Origin of the sequence: Parasaccharibacter apium (assembly GCF_002917995.1) — a bacterium.
In the GTDB taxonomy this organism is placed as follows: domain Bacteria; phylum Pseudomonadota; class Alphaproteobacteria; order Acetobacterales; family Acetobacteraceae; genus Bombella; species Bombella apis.
Genome location: NZ_LMYH01000017.1, coordinates 140,934 through 159,859, shown reverse-complemented (window position 1 = coordinate 159,859; position 18,926 = coordinate 140,934). Strand labels below are relative to the sequence as shown.

General features: G+C 59.1%; 11 protein-coding genes. 6 read left to right on the top strand and 5 right to left on the bottom strand.

Going from position 1 to position 18,926, the window contains the following annotated elements; all coding sequences use genetic code 11:
* The coding region (locus tag ASO19_RS08930; RefSeq protein WP_146046942.1) for a beta strand repeat-containing protein at positions 1-5,275 on the bottom strand (5,275 nt) is incomplete at its 3' end.
* A 251-nt stretch (positions 5,276-5,526) separates the two neighbouring features.
* Positions 5,527-7,143 (bottom strand): NAD(P)/FAD-dependent oxidoreductase, encoded by a 1,617-nt coding sequence (locus tag ASO19_RS08925; RefSeq protein ID WP_103765838.1) that lies wholly within the window; start codon positions 7,141-7,143, stop codon positions 5,527-5,529.
* Between the two features lie 194 nt (positions 7,144-7,337).
* On the opposite strand from ASO19_RS08925, the gene ASO19_RS08920 reads away from it, so the two are divergent.
* The 3 genes from ASO19_RS08920 to ASO19_RS08910 all read left to right on the top strand — a co-directional run bounded on the left by ASO19_RS08920 (position 7,338) and on the right by ASO19_RS08910 (position 10,889).
* Complete coding sequence (locus ASO19_RS08920; RefSeq protein ID WP_103765829.1) at positions 7,338-8,432, top strand: cation diffusion facilitator family transporter; 1,095 nt, start codon at positions 7,338-7,340, stop codon at positions 8,430-8,432.
* Positions 8,413-9,363: a cation diffusion facilitator family transporter gene (locus ASO19_RS08915; RefSeq protein WP_086441335.1), complete on the top strand. Its 951-nt coding sequence runs from the start codon at positions 8,413-8,415 to the stop codon at positions 9,361-9,363. The genes ASO19_RS08920 and ASO19_RS08915 overlap by 20 nt, the downstream gene beginning before the upstream one ends.
* 170 nt (positions 9,364-9,533) lie before the next feature.
* Positions 9,534-10,889: a chloride channel protein gene (locus ASO19_RS08910; RefSeq protein WP_103765828.1), complete on the top strand. Its 1,356-nt coding sequence runs from the start codon at positions 9,534-9,536 to the stop codon at positions 10,887-10,889.
* A gap of 48 nt (positions 10,890-10,937) precedes the next feature.
* On the opposite strand, the gene ASO19_RS08905 is transcribed toward ASO19_RS08910, so the two are convergent.
* Positions 10,938-12,020 carry a WD40 repeat domain-containing protein gene (locus tag ASO19_RS08905; protein ID WP_103765827.1) on the bottom strand — a complete coding sequence of 361 codons (1,083 nt, stop codon included), beginning with the start codon at positions 12,018-12,020 and terminating at the stop codon, positions 10,938-10,940.
* Entirely contained in the window at positions 12,017-13,099 is a 1,083-nt protein-coding gene (locus tag ASO19_RS08900; protein WP_103765826.1) for a CobW family GTP-binding protein, read from the bottom strand. Before ASO19_RS08900 ends, ASO19_RS08905 begins: the two co-directional genes overlap by 4 nt.
* Before the next feature lie 231 nt (positions 13,100-13,330).
* Between ASO19_RS08900 and ASO19_RS08895 the strand changes: the two genes are divergently transcribed.
* From ASO19_RS08895 to ASO19_RS08885, 3 genes are all read left to right on the top strand, one after another.
* On the top strand, positions 13,331-14,320 hold the full coding sequence (locus ASO19_RS08895; RefSeq protein WP_081562594.1) for an aldo/keto reductase: 990 nt from the start codon (positions 13,331-13,333) through the stop codon (positions 14,318-14,320).
* A 251-nt stretch (positions 14,321-14,571) separates the two neighbouring features.
* Positions 14,572-16,212, top strand: a complete 1,641-nt coding sequence (locus ASO19_RS08890) for a Hint domain-containing protein (RefSeq protein WP_181005250.1) — start codon at positions 14,572-14,574, stop codon at positions 16,210-16,212.
* A gap of 253 nt (positions 16,213-16,465) precedes the next feature.
* Positions 16,466-18,118 carry a Hint domain-containing protein gene (locus ASO19_RS08885; RefSeq protein WP_103765824.1) on the top strand — a complete coding sequence of 551 codons (1,653 nt, stop codon included), beginning with the start codon at positions 16,466-16,468 and terminating at the stop codon, positions 18,116-18,118.
* A gap of 77 nt (positions 18,119-18,195) precedes the next feature.
* Here ASO19_RS08885 and ASO19_RS08880 read toward each other — a convergent pair whose 3' ends face one another.
* Positions 18,196-18,918: a hypothetical protein gene (locus tag ASO19_RS08880; protein WP_146046941.1), complete on the bottom strand. Its 723-nt coding sequence runs from the start codon at positions 18,916-18,918 to the stop codon at positions 18,196-18,198.
* Between the last annotated feature and the right edge of the window lie 8 nt (positions 18,919-18,926).

Sequence of the window (18,926 nt, the reverse complement as noted above, 5' to 3'; positions counted from 1 at the left end):
CCAGCGCCCCGGCAATCTGGTTCCCGTCAAGGGTCAGGTCACCCTTGCTGTTGGTGACATCACCCGTGACATGGTTGCCTGCACCCAGCGTCATGCTGCCGCTGTTGTCCGCAGAGGCCAGAGTGCCACCCGTCGCCTTGAAGGTCGCCCCGTCAGCGTTGGTCACGTGACCAGCCGTGCTGTCCGCCAGAGAGGCCGTACCAGCCTGGTTGGCAACATCGGCCAGCGTGGCGTTCTGTGCCGTCAGCTGACCATGGTTGGCCGTCGTCCCGGCAATCTGGTTCCCGTCAAGGGTCAGGTCACCCCTGCTGTTGGTGACATCACCCGTGACATGGTTGCCTGCACCCAGCGTCATGCTGCCGCTGTTGTCCGCAGAAGCCAGAGTGCCACCCGTCGCCTTGAAGGTCGCCCCGTCAGCATTGGTCACGTGACCAGCCGTGCTGTCCGCCAGAGAGGCCGTACCAGCCTGGTTGGCAACATCAGCCAGCGTGGCGTTCTGTGCCGCCAACTGACCATGGTTGGCCGTCGTCCCGGCAATCTGGTTCCCGTCAAGGGTCAGGTCACCCTTGCTGTTGGTGACATCACCCGTGACATGGTTGCCTGCACCCAGCGTCATGCTGCCGCTGTTGTCGGCAGAGGCCAGAGTGCCACCCGTCGCCTTGAAGGTCGCCCCGTCAGCATTGGTCACATGACCAGCCGTGCTGTCCGCCAGAGAGGCCGTACCAGCCTGGTTGGCGACATCAGCCAGCGTGGCGTTCTGTGCCGTCAGCTGACCATGGTTGGCCGTCGTCCCGGCAATCTGGTTCCCGTCAAGGGTCAGGTCACCCTTGCTGTTGGTGACATCACCCGTGACATGGTTGCCTGCACCCAGCGTCATGTTGCCGCTGTTGTCCGCAGAGGCCAGAGTACCACCCGTCGCCTTGAAGGTCGCCCCGTCAGCGTTGGTCACGTGACCAGCCGTGCTGTCCGCCAGAGAGGCCGTACCAGCCTGGTTGGCGACATCAGCCAGCGTGGCGTTCTGTGCCGTCAAGGTACCAGTGTTGGTCGTGGTCCCTGCAACCTTGCCACCATTGACGTCAGTCGCAGCAGCGTTGTTCAGATTGCCAGCAAGGGACCCTGTCAGGTTCAGACGGCCGTTCTGGACATCCGTATCCCCCGTGTAGCTGTTCGCCCCGCTGAGCGTTGTCGTGCCCTGCCCTTTCTGGACGAAGGAGCCGGTACCGGAGATCGTCTGACCCAACGTGACATCATTGCTGTGATCCACAGCCAGAGTCCCGTCATTGACAATGTCCTGCTGGCCGACAGACCCTGTCGTCCCACCATTGCCGAGCTGGAGCGTGCCAGCCTCAACATGGGTCGGCTTTGCAAAGTCATTGTCGGAGCTGAGGATGAGCGTACCAAGGTCCGTCTTTTCCAGCCCTGTGCCGCCATCAACCTTGCTGCCATCAATGACAGAAGCGATCTCTGCCGTGATGTCCTTGCCAGAAGACGTCCCGTCACCCACACGGATGACCGTCTTGCCGGTGGAGGCATACAGGTTGTCGCCTGTCACGAGGTAATTCTTGCCATCAAGGTTGGCAAACTGGGCACCGGAGAAGATGACCGGAGCCTGCGTGCCATCCTCGGCCTTGTCATTGACATGGACCGTACCGGCAGAGGCTGCAAAAATGGCCATGTTGCCATTCTGCCACTGGCCGTTGGCAGAGCCGTCGGCTGTAGCCCAGCTGGGTGTGCCCTGCGGTCTTGCCGCCGTCCAGACACCATCCCCACCGTCAATGCGGCCATTACCCCTTCCATCATCGGAGCGATGGGCGCTGCTGCCACCATCCCAGTAGTTGAATCCACCTGTATTGACCGCCAGGTTGACCTGATGGTCGATGGATGTCTGGACAACCATCCCCTCTGGAAGAGGCTTGGAGGCCACGTCAACCGACTGCTGGGTTCCAGAAAGCACACCACCGTAGCTGTACAGGCGGTACAGACCGGCCATCAGCGAAGAATTGTTCACATCCGGACCAGCATCAACCGGCTGGATGGACAGCGTGCCACCAAGCGCCAGGTTCCCCTTGACGTTGATGAAGTCGTTGTAGGCGCCACCTTCCGTATCAGCCTGCCCCAGACGGAAAACCTGACGGGACCCATCGGCCAGATTCAGGCTCCCGTTGACGGTCAGTGTGGACGGCGCCTCAGCCGTCCCGGCGGCCAGTGTCCCGCCAGAGCCGATATTCACATCGCCACCGATCGTCCCCGTACCGCGCAGCGTGGCGCCATCGGTAACGGATGTCAGACCCTTGGCGGCGCTGTTGTCACCGTTCACATCGAGCTGCCCGCCCGTCTGCACGAGAGTGTTGCCAGAATAGCTGTTATTGCCTGTCAGGACTTCGTGCCCACCAGAAACCGTCAGCCCGCCATTGCCACCCATGCTACCGGCATAGGTACTGCTGGCATTGGTCAGGTTCAGCGTGCCTTCCAACTGGGCATTGCCGCTCCCTTCAAGAGATCCGGCGGTGAAGCCGTTATTACCGATGGTGAGCTGGCCACCATGAGCTGCCAGCACGCCCTTTGTTTTGGAACCATCCAGCATCAGGTCGCCTGCGTGCTGGGCAATGCTCCCATGGACAATGACACCCTGATCCAGCGTCATGTTGCCATTGTTCACGACAGAGTCCAGCTGCCCGCCCGCTGCACTGAAGGTCCCGCCGGATTCGTTGGTGACATCAGCCAGTGTCGCCTTGCTGGCGGTCAGTGTTCCACTGTTCGTGGTCGTACCAGCAACACGTCCGCCAGTGATGTCTGTCGTTCCGGCATTGTTCAGCGCACTGGCAAGGCTCCCTTTCAGGGTCAGGCCACCATTCTGCGTGACATCGGTCTCACCCGTGTAGGTGTTGTTGCCTGCCAGGGTCTCACGTCCCCCGGAGATGGTCAGCCCGCCATTGCCGGAGATGTTGCCTGCATAGGTGTCAGCTGCCTTGGTCAGGTTCAGCGTGCCTTCCAGCTGACCATTCGCACGACCGGCAAGCGATTCTACACTGGCGCCACCGCTGGTAATGTCAAACGTGCCGCCCCTAGCAAAAAGCACGCCGTTGACCTGAGAATCATCAAGGGTCAGCTTGCCGTCATTCTGAAGGATATCACCATTGACGACACTCTTCTGCGCCAGAAGGAATGTCCCCGTGTTGGTGAACGTCGCCAGCTCACTGTCATAGAACTCTGCATCACCACCATTGGTGAAGTTGCCCTTCCTGGGCACGGAACCCGCCCGGTTGGTGAGGTCATCCTCATCCCCCATCCGGTTGGTGATCGTTGCTCCGGAATCCCCACTGCGGCCTGCCAAAACGTCCGAATTGCTCTCCGAGTCCGCAGCGGACGGGAGGCCCGGAACCTTGGAATGGACAGCCAGAACCTTGCCGGTATTCGCAAACCGCCCATCAACAACCGTATCCTTGAAGTCCAGCACGCTTTTTTCGGTGCTGGTCACTTCATGAACAAGCGTGTTCCTCAGGGTCGCATTGCCACCAAGATTGACAAGATTGGCCAGCGTGCTGTCCGTGGCCGTAAAGCTGCTGTTGTTCGTGACCACGCCCTTGACGTTGGTATGATCAACAGACGCCGTACCGATATTGGCCAGTGTCCCGTCCAGCTCACCACCCTTCTGCACATACGTGCCGTTGGTCTGGTTGATGACCTGACCCGACAGCGTCGCATCCGTCACGGACAGGGTACCGGCTTCCACGTTCGTCATGCCCTTGTAGGCAAGATTACCCGAAAGCCCCAGGGTCCCCGTGCCGGTCTTGTCGACCCCACCATCCCCCGTCAGGCCGCCTTTCCATGACATGGTGTTGCTGTCCTGGACATTGAACTCGTTCATGCCGGTCAGGTTGGCAGCAACCGTGCTGGTGAAGTCACGCCCCTGGATGTTCCGTATCGTGGCGGCATCAAGATTGATGGCAGCCTTGGCTCCGTCCTCTGCGGCGATGGCAGGAGAAGAGCCATCATCACCAGCTACCAGCACACCATGATCCAACACATTCAGCGTGCCATCGGAGGCTGCGCCGGTCCCCGGCACACCGAAGCGGATCGTCCCGTCATTCTGGAAGCGCCCGCCATCAACCGTCACGGTCCCCTTGCCACCAGCACCGATGATCGTGTTGCCATTCTGCATCGTACCATCGACACCGACAACGAGGCTCCCGTTGCCACCATCCTCGCCAAACCTTGCCTCATCAGCGCGGAAGCTGGCACCGTCGCTGACATTCACAACACCGGTCCCCTTGTTACCGATGTGGGCATTGGTAGCTTCCACGGCAGAGCCACTGCCCGTCACATTCACCGTGCCAGTCAGGGACTGAGAGGCTGCGGCATAAAATTCATCAGCCTCAACACGGGAACCGTTCTCGACGTTCAGCTCACCATTCTGGTCATTGCCAACGACAACATACATGCCCTCGTTGGTACGGTTGTTGATCTGTGCCCCATCCGTCAGTGTGGCATCGCTCTTCCCGATCGGGCCAGACCCACCACCATAAGTCGGGTCGCCGTTACCGATGAAGACGGACATCCGCTGTATCCTGGCGTCCGGACCTTCCAGCACCAGATGCCCCTCATTCCCCCGTGCCAGACCGACATCCAGCGGGCCCCGCGGGCTGCCTTTTTCCGTGAAGAAAGTTCCTTTGTCCCGCAGGATCAGCGTACCATTGCGGATGTCCACAGTGCCGTTGATCTGATTCTGGCCTGTCAGCACCTGTGTGCCAGACAGCAGGCTCAGGACACCCGTCCCCTTGAGAGACCCGCCATACGTCTCCCCTTTACCCTGCGTGATCGTCAGTTCCCCCAGATAAGGGGCGGACGGATCGGGAGACGGTGTCATGATATGGTCGTGGTTGTCGTCCGCCTTGTCGAGCACGGCATCTGCACTGCCTGCCAGGGACTGCACCAGCGTACCACGATGGCTCGCCCCGTTATGCCCGAAAATGGCCGTGCCCCCATCCAGATGCAGGGTACCAGCCACGCTTGTACCATCCAGACCGAGCTGACCATCCTTCTGGTACAGGTCCCCCTTGACCTCCGTTCCCTGGGGAAGGTTGCGCGTCTGAGTGTTCGTCATGTCTCCGGAAGAAACAGACGCACCATCATCGGCACGGGCCACACTGCCCACCCCAGCGACCAGGGATACTCCGCTGAGCAGAGCCAACATGTAACCAAAACGGCGATACCCTGCCTTGTGGCTCGCCAGATACCGCAGCGGGGCCTGCCCGCTCTGCCCAGTAATCAACACCGGCTTATCCTTGTAATATCCACACTGTTGCAACTGGAGGTGCTGCGTATACCTCCGCCCACTATGGAAACCGGTACCTGGTGATTAGGGTCTAATTATCGCATAACTTTGGCAGAAAATTGACTAACCAATTACTTCTTTTAATTGGGTGTTAATATACTCTGTTATGTTAGGTAATTATGATATGTTTCATTAATAAATAATTTCCAATATTCATGAGGGAGCCCGCAGAGCTCCCATCTGGCCTCCCATCACAGGGAGGCCACCAGCCACTCCGCCACACGGATGCCGTCAATCCCGGCGGAGAGGATTCCCCCAGCATAGCCAGCTCCCTCACCAGCAGGGAAAAGCCCCCGCAGAACTGGACTCTGGCCCGTGGCGTCACGGTCAATCCGCAAGGGCGAGGATGTCCGTGTCTCGACACCGGTCATCACGGCATCATCCATGCTGTAACCCTTGATCCTGCGCTCGAACCGGGGCAGGGCTTCCCGGATGGAGGCCACCACGAAATCCGGCAGACAACGGGAAAGGTCAGTCGGCGTCACACCGGGCTGGTAAGAGGGCACGACCGTGCCCAGAGAGGTGGAGGCCCGCCCTGCAAGGAAGTCCCCCACACGCTGCGCCGGAGCACGATAATCCCCGCCACCTGCCACGAAGGCCGCCTTCTCCCACTGACGCTGGAAGGCGATCCCCGCCAGCGGCTCATCCGGGAAATCGACACCGGGGCGGACCTCCACCACGATGCCGCTATTGGCGTTCCGCTCGGCCCGGGAATACTGGCTCATCCCGTTCGTGACGACCTGATCCTTCTCCGAGGTTGCCGCCACGACCTGCCCACCGGGACACATGCAGAAGGAATAGACACCCCGCCCCGTGCTGGCATGATGCACCAGCTTGTAATCGGCCGCACCAAGCAGCGGATGCCCCGCCTGCGGGCCAAACCGGGCCACGTCGATCACCGCCTGCGGATGCTCGATCCGCACTCCGATGGAGAAAGGCTTGGCCTGCATCGGCACACCTTCCTCATGCAGCATGGCGAACGTGTCCCGGGCAGAATGACCGACCGCCAGAATCACCCGGTCAGCAGGCAGCACTTCCCCGGTGGAGAGACGCAGCCCCGTCACCTGTCGGCCACCACCCTCACAGGGTGCCGTCTCGATGCCCTCCAGCCGGGTCTCGAAACGGTATTCCCCTCCCAGCTCCTCGATCTGCGCCCGCAGGGACTGCACGACCGTCACGAGCCGGAACGTCCCGATATGCGGCTTGGAGAGGGTCAGGATTTCCTCCGGCGCACCGGCCTTCACGAACTCCTCCAGCACCTTGCGCCCCAGATGGCGGGGATCCGACACGCCGGAATAGAGCTTGCCATCGGAGAATGTTCCGGCTCCCCCTTCACCGAACTGCACGTTGCTTTCTGCCGTGAAGCGGGATTTCCGCCAGAGAGCGAACGTATCGACCGTACGGTCCCTCACGGCCCGGCCACGCTCTATGATGATCGGCTTCAGCCCCGCCTGGGCCAGCACGAGAGCTGCCATCAGGCCACAGGGCCCCGCCCCGATCACGACGGGCCGCTGCGTGCGCCCGGCGGCGTGAGAGGGCAGGACGGGCGGAATCCAGCGCATGTCCGGCGTCGGACGGACATGCTGGTCCCCGCTGAAACGGGCCAGCACGGCATCCAGCTCCCGCAGCTCACAGTCCAGCGTATAGACGAGCTGGATGTTCCCCCGCCGTCGGGCATCATGCCCCCGGCGGAAGACATGATGGGCCAGCAGCTCCTCCGGCCTTACGGCCAGACGGGCCACGATGGCGGCCCGGAGGTCTTCCGGCGTGTGGTCGAGAGGAAGGGCAAGATTGCTGAGGCGGAGCATGGGGGAAAAGGCTGTCATGCCCGTTCCTTTAAAGCCAGCACCGGGGCACTGGCAAGCAGGGAGGACAGACAGGCCACCGGTCCCGGTCCCTGCCCTGCTCCATGTGAAACAGGACAAGAAAAATGGTGAAAGCTGGATAGGTCTAACTTATACTGCATCCCCTCATACATCTTCGTGCCTATCAGGGTTCCTCCATGACGACCACGCCCCATCCTCCACACGAGCCGGCAGAAGGCACAGCCTGCTCCCACCACGACCATGATCACCACGACGGGCATGGGCATGGGCATGGGCATGGACACCATCATCATGGCGGGCACGGGCATGTCCACGCTCCGGCCTCCTTTGGTGGCACGTTCCTCATCGCCATCATCCTCAACACGCTCTATCTCGTCGGGGAAGCCGGATGGGGCTTCGCCGCCCACTCCCTCTCCCTGCTGGCCGATGCGGGGCACAATCTCTCGGACGTGCTGAGCCTGCTGGCCGCATGGGGGGCCCAGATACTCGCCCGCCGCACCCCCAGCGAACGCTTCACCTACGGGCTGAAACGCGCCACCATCCTGACGGCCCTGCTCAACGCCACCATCCTCCTGCTCGTCACCGGGGGCATCATCTGGCAGGCCATCTGGCACCTCATCCATCCCGAAACCGTGCAGGGACAGACCATCAGCATCGTGGCGGGCATCGGCATCCTCATCAATGGCGGGACGGCCCTGCTGCTCATGCGGGGCGCCCATCATGACCTGAACATGCGGGGAGCCTTCCTGCACATGGCCTCCGATGCCCTCATGGCCCTGGGCGTGGTCATTGCCGGTGTCCTCATCACGCTGACCGGCTTCTCCTGCATCGACCCTCTGGCCAGCCTCATCGTGTCGGGACTCATCATCTGGGGGACATGGTCCCTACTGACCCATGCGCTCGGCCTGGCCCTTGATGGCGTGCCGCAGACCATCACTCCCCGTGCCGTGGAAGACGCCCTGCGGAGCCTGCCCGGCATTGCCGACCTGCATCACCTTCACATCTGGCCCATCAGCACGACCGAGACGGCCCTGACGGTCCATCTGGTCCTCCACCCCGTGCCGGAAGACTGCACCATTCTGGAAGCCCAGAGCCGGACGGCCGACCTTCTGGCCCGGGCGACCATCCTGCTGCGGGAGGAATTCGCCATAGGCCATCCCACCTTCCAGGTGGAACCGCCCGAAGGAGCCGGCTGCGCCACACCCGGCTGCAACACCCCCCACACCGCCCCGAAAGAGACGGACTGCCCCCATGACCACCACCACGCCTGAAACCGCCGTGCCAAGGGAGAACACGACCACGCCACTCCGCCTGCGGGTGGCCCGTCTTTCCATCCTCGTCAGCCTCGTGGTGCTGGGCATCAAATATGCGGCATGGGCCGTCTCCGGCTCCGGTGCCCTGCTGTCCGATGCCATCGAAACCATCCTCAACGTTCTGGCCTCCGTCGGCACGCTCTGGGCCGTGGCCTTTGCCGCCCGTCCGGCAGATGACAACCACCCTTACGGGCACGGCAAGGCGGAATATGTCTGGGCCGTCATCGAGGGGGTTCTCGTGGTGCTGACGGCCCTGGTCATCCTGGCCATTGCCGGGCACGATGCCCTGCACATACAGGCCCCGGAAGCCCCCCTGCCGGGGGCGCTCCTCAATGCCTCTGCCGGGGTCATCAACCTCATCTGGGCCCTCATCCTGCGACGGATGGGCCGGACACATCACTCACAGGCCCTTAGTTCGGCCGGGGATCATGTTCTCTCCGATGTCTGGGCCAGCCTGGCCCTGCTGGTCGGTGTCTGCCTCATCCCCCTGCTGCACTGGCTCTGGCTGGACCCGCTGCTCTCCGCCCTCGTGGCCCTGAATGTCCTCTGGACCGGCTTCGGCATGATGCGCCATTCCATGACCGGCCTGCTGGACGAGGCTCCACCGCCGGAACTGGTCCATGAGGTCGGCCAGACCATCACGCAGGCAGGCCAGGGAGCACTGGAGGCCCACGACCTCCGCATGAGGCGGGTGGGGTCCCTCTATTTCGTGGAGTTCCACCTCATCGTGCCGGATGAGATGCGCATCACGGACGCCCACGACATCTGCGACCGGATCGAAAATGCCATCCGGGCCGTGCTGGGCCGCTCCTCCATCCATATCCATGTGGAGCCGGAGGACCTCGCCAAACGCCACAAGCCCGGGGCCAGCGGTGTGCTCGTCATGTAACCGTCATGTCACATCTGCCATGCAAAACCATGGCCCCCCTTGACCGCAGGGAAGGCTCCGTCCGAAACAGGGCATGACCTCTTCACCCCCAGCCCTGTGGCGGATCCACCCCAGACGTGTCCGATTCTTCCCAAAGCGCCCCCGCTCCTGCCCCCGGTTCACCCCACGCCATGAGGCGGCGCAACCGCATCACGCATTTCCGCCGTTCGGCCCGGATGCGCACCTCGCAGTGGCGACGGACCTTCATCTTCTGGGCCGGGGCCATCACGGTCGGCATTGCGGCGTGGCTGTTCGCCCGGGCGGCTGACTATGCCAGCTCCCTCTGCATGGGCCTCCAGCACTGGAATCCCTATGTCATGTTCGCTGTCATTCCCAGCGGGCTCGCCCTCTCCATGTGGCTGACAAAACGCTTCTTCCCCGGGGCGCAGGGGTCCGGCATCCCGCAGACCATCGCCACGCTGCATATTGAGGACTTCTCCCTCGTCAACCGCATCCTTGCCCTGCGCATTGCCGTCGGAAAGGTGTGCATGACCACACTCGGCCTGCTCTGCGGGGCCTCCATCGGGCGGGAAGGCCCCACGGTGCAGGTCGGGGCGGCCATCATGAACGCCTATTCCCGCTTCTTGGGCCATGCCAACGTCTCGACCCGTCGGGGTGTCATCCTGGCAGGCGGAGCTGCCGGTGTGGCTGCCGCCTTCAACACACCCCTGGCTGGCATTGTCTTCGCCATCGAAGAACTGGCCAGTTCCTTCCAGCAGCGGACATCCGGCGTGATGCTGACGGGCGTCGTCCTCGCCGGTGTGACAGCCATTGTCCTGACGGGCGGAAACTATACCTATTTCGGCCATGCCTCGGTGGATGTTCCCGTCGGAACGGCCTGGATTGCCGTGCTGGCCTGCGGCATTCTCGGCGGTCTGGGCGGGGGACTCTTCTCCACCATTCTCATCCGGGTCGGCAAGGGTCTGCCCGGCTTCATCGGGTCCATCCAGAAGAACCGGCCCATCCTGTTCACGGCCCTGTGCGGGATCATCCTCGCCATGCTGGGCTTTGCCAGCCACGGTGACACGTTCGGCACGGGCTATGTGCAGGCCCATCATCTGGTGGCTGGCTCCCGCCATGCCCACATGTCCTATTTCCTGATGAAATATGCCGCCACCATCATCTCCTACTGCTCCGGCATACCGGGCGGGCTGTTTGCGCCGTCCCTCTCCATAGGAGCCTCGGTGGGGGGCTGGGTTGCCCGCTTCCTGCCTCACACAGCCCCCGGAGCCGTCGTGCTGCTGGGCATGGTCGGCTATTTCTCCGGTGTGGTGCAGTCCCCGCTGACGGCCACCGTCATCGTGATGGAAATGTGCGACAACCAGCAGATCACCCTGGCCTTGCTGGCCACGGCTTTTCTGGCCTTTGGTGTCTCACGCATGGTCTGCCCCCACTCCCTCTACGGGCGTCTGGCCGACCAGTTCATGGCCCGGCAGGAGGGGTATCTCCAGAAGAAACACGAAGAGAACAAACAGTCCAAGGACTGAGAAAAAAAGATGGTCTGCCGGACTGGAGGCAGACCATCCCTGAGGACATCAGCCCTGAGCGGACAAGTCCACAACCCCGACATAGCCTTCTTCGGTCCCGAAGATGACGGCTCCCCCCTGCGGGGTGAAGGCGATGGCATTCACAGCACCACGGGCGGCACCACCGCTGCGCTGGCCATTGCAGAGTGGCAGGATGCGGCCCTCTCCTGCGGCAGCCTCGTCAGCATGATTGGGCACTTCCGCCAGAAGGACCGTGCCATCCTCAAACCCGATGGCCAGAATGTCATCCGTGGGATGGGCACAGACGCAGGTCACGAACAGCCCCGGCAGGCGGGCCAGCTCCATGGGGGGCTTGCCCATCGGCCCCCCCCCGAAGAACGGCCACAGCACGGCAGCATCCGCCCCTGATGTGGCCAGCCAGCGACCCTTGCGGGTGAAGCTCATGGACCCGATCTTGCGGGGATAGCCACTCATGCGCATGTTGTGCCCGTCAGACAGACGCCAGCCATGCAGCTCATTCTCCTGCATGCTCGTCACCAGTGCCTCGCCGCCCGGATGGATGCACAGCCCGGTATGGCTGCCCTTCCATTCCAGAGAACGGACATTGGCGTCCTTCGCCTGCACGAACCACATGGACACGCCATTATAATGCGAGGCAGCCAGCCTCTTGCCTTTGGCATCGAAGGCAAGACCGCTCAGGGCCGAAGGATGCTCCAGCACCTTCAGGGGTTCATCCGCGCCGTAGGCGTAGAGATGAACCTCCTTCCTGCTGGCGCAGGCCCAGTGGGTAGACGTACTGGCCAGACAGTCCACCCAGCCACGGCCCTCATGACGGTCTGTCATGGTGCCATCGGCCCGTGTTTCCACGACACGGCCATCTTCCCCGCCACTGAGGAAGCTGTCCTTCCCGCAACCCTGCGCAAGGGACACCGCCCCGTCATGCACAGACAGGCACTGCCAGTCTTCGGAAGCCCGCAGGCCGTCCCGGGGGATGAGGATGAGCTCTCCATCCATCGTCAGGGCGGCAAAGGTCCGGCCATCACGGCTGGCCTGCACGCCGGTGATCGGAGCCTCAAACTGACGCTCGGCCCCACGGGTCTGCAACAGGGTCCTGCTCTGCGGCGCACTCATACGGCCACGCACCCTTCAAAGCCACGCTGAAGCTGGGCGCAGTCCAGCTTGCGGCCAATGAACACGATGCGGGACTGTTTCGTCTCTCCCGCCCTGAACGGCCCGATATAGTCGCCATCCGCCATCATGTGCACGGCCTGGAAGGCAAAACGCTCGTCCTTGCCCCTGAAATGCAGGATGCCCTTTGCCCGCAGGATGTCCGGTCCCTGCTCCTGCAGGACAAGGCCGATCCAGGCGTGGAAACGTTCCTCATCCAGCGGTTCCGTCACGGTGAAGGAATGGCTCGTCACATCCTCGCTATGGGCGTGATGATGCCCGCCCGGCCCGTGGGCTGCCTCATGATGGTGGTCGTGGTCATGACAATGGCAATGGTCGTGATCGTGATCGTGATCGTGATCGTGATGATGGTGGTCATGCCCGTCCTCCTCAAGGAAGTCCGGCATGGTGGACAGGGCACGCCTGAGGTCGAACCCGCCACGGTTTAGGATGTCATCCAGAGCCACCTTGCCCCGCTCGGCCCGATGAATCCGCACGACGGAATTGATGGCCCGCAGCTTCTGCTCCACCCCGGCCAGTGCGGCCTCATCCAGAAGGTCACATTTGTTCAGGATGATGACATCGGCAAAAGCCACCTGATTGACGGCTTCCGGGCTTTCCTTGAGGGTCTGGAGCACGTTGTAGGCGTCCACGACCGTCACGACGGCATCCAGCTCGGCTTTTTCACGGATGCCCTCATCCACGAAGAAGGTCTGCGCCACGGGGGCCGGATCGGCCAGGCCGGTAGTCTCGACGATGATGCCATCAAATTTGCCACGGCGGCGCAGCAGACGGCTGAGAATCCGGATGAGATCGCCCCGCACCGTGCAGCAGATGCAGCCATTGTTCATCTCGAAGATTTCTTCGTCAGCATCGACCACCAGATCATTGTCGATGCCCAGCTCCCCGAACTCATTGACCACCACGGCGTAATTCCGCCCGTGATCGGCTGTCAGGATGTGGTTGAGCAGCGTGGTCTTGCCCGCTCCCAGAAAGCCGGTAAGAACCGTGACGGGGATTTTTCTGGTCTGTGAATCAGCCATGATGTCTGTCCTTGTTCTCCTTGAGAGTTGAGCTGAGCATACTCTTCTCCCGTCTCAAAACCAAAAAGAAGAACAGGTGGTTGCATAACCCGCCGCCCCTATCCCAATATGGGCGGAGAGGCCGGAAGGGCCTTGCCCGCCCCCGCATGATGAGGGGCCGCCCTCCAGGTCCGGGCCGAGGCATGATTCATTCCGCATCCTCCGCCCTCATTTTCTGATGGAGACAAACCCATGAATGAAAACACCATTCTCATTCCCGGTTTTGACAGACCCGTATCACGCGTTGCCCTTGGCACATGGGCCATTGGCGGCTGGATGTGGGGCGGCCCTGATGACGACAATGCCGTCCGTACCATCCACCGTGCCCTTGATGAAGGCGTGGACCTGATCGACACAGCTCCGGTCTATGGCTTTGGTCATTCCGAGGAAGTCGTGGGCCGTGCTCTGGCAGAAAAACCCCACAGGGCCCGCATCGCCACCAAGCTCGCACTGGACTGGAACGACGATCACCAGCCGTTCCGCAATTCCAGCCCTGCCCGCATCCGCAAGGAAGTGGAAGACTCCCTGCGCCGCCTGCGTGTCGAGACCATCGACCTCGAGCAGGTTCACTGGCCGGACCCCAACACGCCGATCGACGAGACGGCCCGTGAGCTCCAGAAGCTCCACAAGGAGGGGAAAATCCGTGCCCTTGGCGTAAGCAACTACTCCCCGGAACAGATGGACATCTTCCGTGAGGTGGCCCCGTTGGCCAGTGTCCAGTCCCCCTACAATCTCTTTGAACGTGAGATTGAAAAGGACGTGCTGCCCTATGCGAAGACGCACAAGCTCGTCACGCTGGCCTATGGCCCGCTCTGCCGTGGCCTGCTGACCGGCAAGATGACAGCGGACAAGACCTTCCCGGAAAGTGATCTGCGGTCTGGCGACCCCAAGTTCCAGAAAGAGCACTTCAAGGACTATCTGGCTGCTGTGGACGAACTGAAGACGATTGCGGACCGCCATGGCAAGTCCCTCATGGTGCTGGCCATCCGCTGGGTGCTGGACCAGGGACCGACCATTGCCCTGTGGGGTGCCCGCAAGCCGGAACAGATTGATGGTGTTGCGGATGTCTTCGGCTGGCAGCTGACCGATCAGGACAGGAAGGATATTGACGCCATTCTGGAACGTCATGTCCCCACGCCCATCTCTCCTGCCTTCATGGCCCCACCGGCCCGGAAGTCATGAGAAAAAACTTCACGTTAAATTGAAGCAGTGTGGCGAAGAAGTGGCATGGCTTTCTGGCCACTTCTTCTGCTGCTTTTGGACCAGAACATGACATGGGCCAACATACGGAAAAATATGAAGTCCTTCTTTTTGAAGTTAACTTTATATTAGTTTTTATACAACTTTAATGCCATTTTTTGTTAAGAAAATTATAAGATGAACGACCTATATCCTTTCCGGAGAGCAAGCCTTACCTCCGAAGGATACAGACGTTGGCTGGTAACCCGAAACCTGTTGTCGCTACCGGGACCTACCTGGTGGATATCGCCTCCCTGACAGTTGACCCGAGAACGAAACGGGCCACCATCTCCAATCCCAAATACAACGTGGAAGCCACTTTCACGACCCATACCCCGACCGGTCGCAATGACAAGAAGGTCCAGGATTTCACCTTCCAGGATCCGCAAACGAAAAAACAGCTTACCGGCAGTTATGATTACTCATGGGGCAACAAGTCGGTAAACGGCTTCATCATCGGCAATGGGTCGGGGGGCTATTACATCATCACCTCCGCCGTGCCTGGCAGCTCCTCATCCACCATTGATGGTGCCACCCTGCTTGACCCCTCGGAGGCACGTTACACTTACATCAACGATTCCTCCAGAAACTGGGCCAATGGCAACTTCTTCGACCTCGACCTGAATGGTCAGCATTATTACTTCCATCAGGACAATGATGGTACAGCCACTGATGGTGCTCTGAACGAACAGTTTACCTTCAATACATGCTTTCTGGCTGGCAGCCTGATCGAAACGCCAGACGGCCCCCGCAAGGTGGAAGAGCTCAAGACTGGTGATGTCATTCTCACCCACAACCCCATCAGCGGGCAGACCCTGCCGCAGCGTCTCACATGGGCAGGCAGAAGTCGGCTGCGGATAACATCCTCCCCCCATATGGATATGGCCGGCTACCCTGTACGGATCAGAAAAGACGCCCTGGCGGATGGCGTACCCTCCGAAGACCTTCTGGTTACGGCGGAGCACTGCCTGTTTCTTGATGACCGCTTTGTCCCTGCCCGCATGCTGGTCAATGGCCGGTCCATCCATTTCGAGATGACAGACGGCATCCGGCAGATGGCCTGCGACATTTTCCACATTGAGACGGAAATGCACAGCGTCATCTTCGCCAATGATGTAATGACGGAAAGCTATCTGGATACGGGCAACCGTTACCAGTTCGTGGGGTCCAGCCATGACAGTCATACAGGCAATGTCATCACCCATGACTTCTCTACACGGAAACGGTCATGGCACCGTGATGCCGCTGCTCCCCTGTGCACGGCCCAGGAATTCGTGGCGCCCCTTCATCAGGGATTCCTCCAGCGTGCAGAAGAGCTGAGTTTCCCCATCCAGCACCCCTACAAGGCTGAGGCCCTTTGCGAGGATCCAGCCTTCCACCTGGTCACGGACCGGGGAGAGGTCCTGCATGAGAAGCGGACATCCGCAGGGTACCGGCTCTTTTCCATTCCCCTCGGAACAACCCATGTCACGCTGGTCTCCAGAACAGGCCGCCCCTGTGACACTCACGGCCCCTTTGTTGATGACCGGCGCACACTAGGGGTACTGGTCGGAGAAATTCTCCACTTCCAGGCTGCCCATTCCACCAGCATCGACACACACCTGACGACCGATCAGCTGGATGGCTGGTGCGGGCTGGAAAACCCCTCCATGCGCTGGACGCAGGGGGCTGCAAGACTCCCTCTCCCCAGTCAGCCGGAATACAATGATGGTGTGGAGACGGGGCTGCTGGCCATACAGATCATGGCGGCAGGCCCCTATCCCCTGTCTGCCAACAACTCTCTGGAAGATGGAGCTGACATGACGACACAGCCCGGTCTCGTCAGGGCTGTATAACGAAGGAAAACTGGGGGCGTCTGATACTGGTTCCCACGAAACACCAAGAGAACATGAGTAGCAAAGGAACCTTCCTTCCGCTCTTGTGCACCTGAAATGCGCTACCTGCCCGATCAGAAAATACGATTTACCAGAAAAAAGAATGTACATTTATTGATATTTGGTTAATTTTACTCAAAAGATAATTGAATTTGCACTTAAAATATTATTATTATACGGTAAAGGAAAGATTGGCTCTTTTGGAGAATCATGCATGCCCGGCAATCCGCAGCCTGTCGTTGCACTTGGAACATATAGAGTAAATATTGCATCCCTATCTGTTGACGCAAATGGAAATGGCTACATAACATCCCAGTTGTTTGGTGTTGATGCCACTTTTACAACTCACACCCCTACCCAAACATCCGACCAGAAGGTACAGGACTTTGTAATAAAGGATCCGAATACGGGAAGTGTCATTACATCTGGTGGTTATGATTTCTCTTGGGGAAATAAGGCTGTAAATGGTTTTATCATTGGTAATGGCAGTGGTGGGTATTACGTTATCACGTCTGATGTTCCGGGCAGCTCATCTTCCAGTATTGATGGACGCTCCCTGATCGACCCAACACAAGCGCAGTATTCATACAGTTTTAATTTTCGACTTCCTTGGTCTATCGGGAACAATTTTACTCTTTGGTTAAATGGAATTCCTTACACCTTCAAGCAGGACGATAACGGTACAGCAACAGATGGCTCACTTGGCCAGAAATTTACATTTGATACATGCTTTCTTTCTGGAACCATGATTGAAACCCTCTCAGGGCCGAAAAAGATAGAAAATTTGACCAGAAATGACGTTGTAATTACTTTCAATCCTAAATCGGGACGAAATGAGCCTCTTCCCCAGCATGTTGTCTTCTGCCAACAGAGCAGGGTCCGTATAGACTCATCTCTCCCCTTGGACATGGCCGGCTATCCGGTCCGTATCAAAAAAAATGCACTGGCAGACAATGTACCTTCCGAGGATCTTCTGGTTACAGCGGAGCACTGCCTGCTTCTGGAGAAACATTTTATTCCAGTCCGTATCATGGTGAACGGACGATCAATATATTATGATACAAGCATGCACGATACAGCCGAAAAGAGCGGACCATTCTCTTATTATGACATATTTCATATAGAAACATCAACACACAGCATCATTTCTGCAAATAATGTTCTTACGGAAAGTTATCTCAATACAGGAAACCGTTTCCAGTTTCAGCGAGATAATGGAGACACAAACGTCATAGAATATGATTTTACTTCAAAAAATCTATCATGGGAGAAAGATGCTGCAGCGCCATTATGCACAGCAGAAGATTTTGTAGCTCCTATCCATCAAAAGCTGCTTGAACGTGCAAAACAGCTTCTGTTTCCAGTTCAGCACGCCTACAAAACTGAAACCGTGTCCCACAATCCTGCCTTGCAACTACTCACGGAACAGGGGCATGTTCTTCAAGAAAAACGATCTTCAAACAACTATAAAGTGTTTCACATACCTGCCGGGGTAAAAAGAGTAACCATCCTCTCAAAAACAGGAAGACCTTATGACGTCCATGGTCCTGTCGTGGATGACAGGCGCGAGCTTGGCGTTTTGGTAGGAGAAATACTTTATTTCCATGGAATAGATTGCATAAATATCGATAGACACCTGACACATAAAGATATGGAAGGCTGGTTCGATTTGGAAAATTCTAAAATGAGGTGGACTAAAAGAGCGGCTACCCTTGATCTACCCCATACCAGTCAACACTCTGTAACGGAAGCTGGACTGCTGGCCATCGAAATCATTTCCGCTGGGCCTTATCCGGCTGATGCAGAACATCCGCTGACGACCTATCAAAACGAACTGAAATACAAACCCGTCAAAAAAGCGGGATAAATCAATGGATAACGGAGAGCTTGTTCCAACACCGCATTGGATCAATGCTCTCCGTTTCCTGCCATATATGCCAACCTTTACTGGCCGGATGGAGCAACGGCAGTTGGTGTCAGGGTCATGCCCGGAATACCAAGGGCCTGTTTCTCTGCCGGGGTCATGATCCAGCTGTCCTGCTGTGTATCCGGGGAGCCTTCACCATGGAACTCCCGGATCCTCTTCTTTGATTTCTTGTGCGTGTGCTTACGCACATACTGATGCTTCTTGCGGACAATCCGGCTCAGGTCTTTTTCAACATGCACGGCCGTCACGTCATTATCCGCATCAACCGTAATCCTGTTCCACATGAACATGGCTGGTGCCACATCATGCTGTGAGGGCTTCCCCTGCTGGGCAGCTGCCTCGTCATTGACATAAAAATGAGGCCGTGTGGCGAGAAGCCAGCTGCCAGCCGGAAGGTTGGCAAACACCAGCTGACAGGCATCATTGCGGGCAGCATGCCGTACCAGGGCAAGGGCCTTGCTGTTGCCAATTTTCTCCCTGAACCCCGCCTGTGCCATGTCGATGCGGAGATAATCACGGAAATACGGGGCGTCCGGCATCAGCACGACATCCACATCAGCAACCCTGCAGGAAAGCTGTGGATGGAGGTTATCGTGGCCAGAAATCTGCACGGCCAAAGTCCTGTTACCTGGCTGTCCAGCCCAGGCCAGCTGCTTGGCCTTGAAATTTCCGTCATAGCCGGAGCATCCACTCAACAGTCCCATGATCCCGGCAAGTCCTGCCAGAGTATACAGTCTCATTTTTCCAA

Bases quoted from the DNA above. Each gene is read 5' to 3' on its own strand.
- ASO19_RS08915 (WP_086441335.1), top strand. From the start codon at position 8,413: ATGACCACCACCACGCCTGAAACCGCCGTGCCAAGGGAGAACACGACC.
- ASO19_RS08880 (WP_146046941.1), bottom strand. From the start codon at position 18,918: ATGAGACTGTATACTCTGGCAGGACTTGCCGGGATCATGGGACTGTTG.
- ASO19_RS08925 (WP_103765838.1), bottom strand. From the start codon at position 7,143: ATGCTCCGCCTCAGCAATCTTGCCCTTCCTCTCGACCACACGCCGGAA.
- ASO19_RS08895 (WP_081562594.1), top strand. From the start codon at position 13,331: ATGAATGAAAACACCATTCTCATTCCCGGTTTTGACAGACCCGTATCA.
- ASO19_RS08885 (WP_103765824.1), top strand. From the start codon at position 16,466: ATGCCCGGCAATCCGCAGCCTGTCGTTGCACTTGGAACATATAGAGTA.
- ASO19_RS08920 (WP_103765829.1), top strand. From the start codon at position 7,338: ATGACGACCACGCCCCATCCTCCACACGAGCCGGCAGAAGGCACAGCC.
- ASO19_RS08910 (WP_103765828.1), top strand. From the start codon at position 9,534: ATGAGGCGGCGCAACCGCATCACGCATTTCCGCCGTTCGGCCCGGATG.
- ASO19_RS08900 (WP_103765826.1), bottom strand. From the start codon at position 13,099: ATGGCTGATTCACAGACCAGAAAAATCCCCGTCACGGTTCTTACCGGC.
- ASO19_RS08905 (WP_103765827.1), bottom strand. From the start codon at position 12,020: ATGAGTGCGCCGCAGAGCAGGACCCTGTTGCAGACCCGTGGGGCCGAG.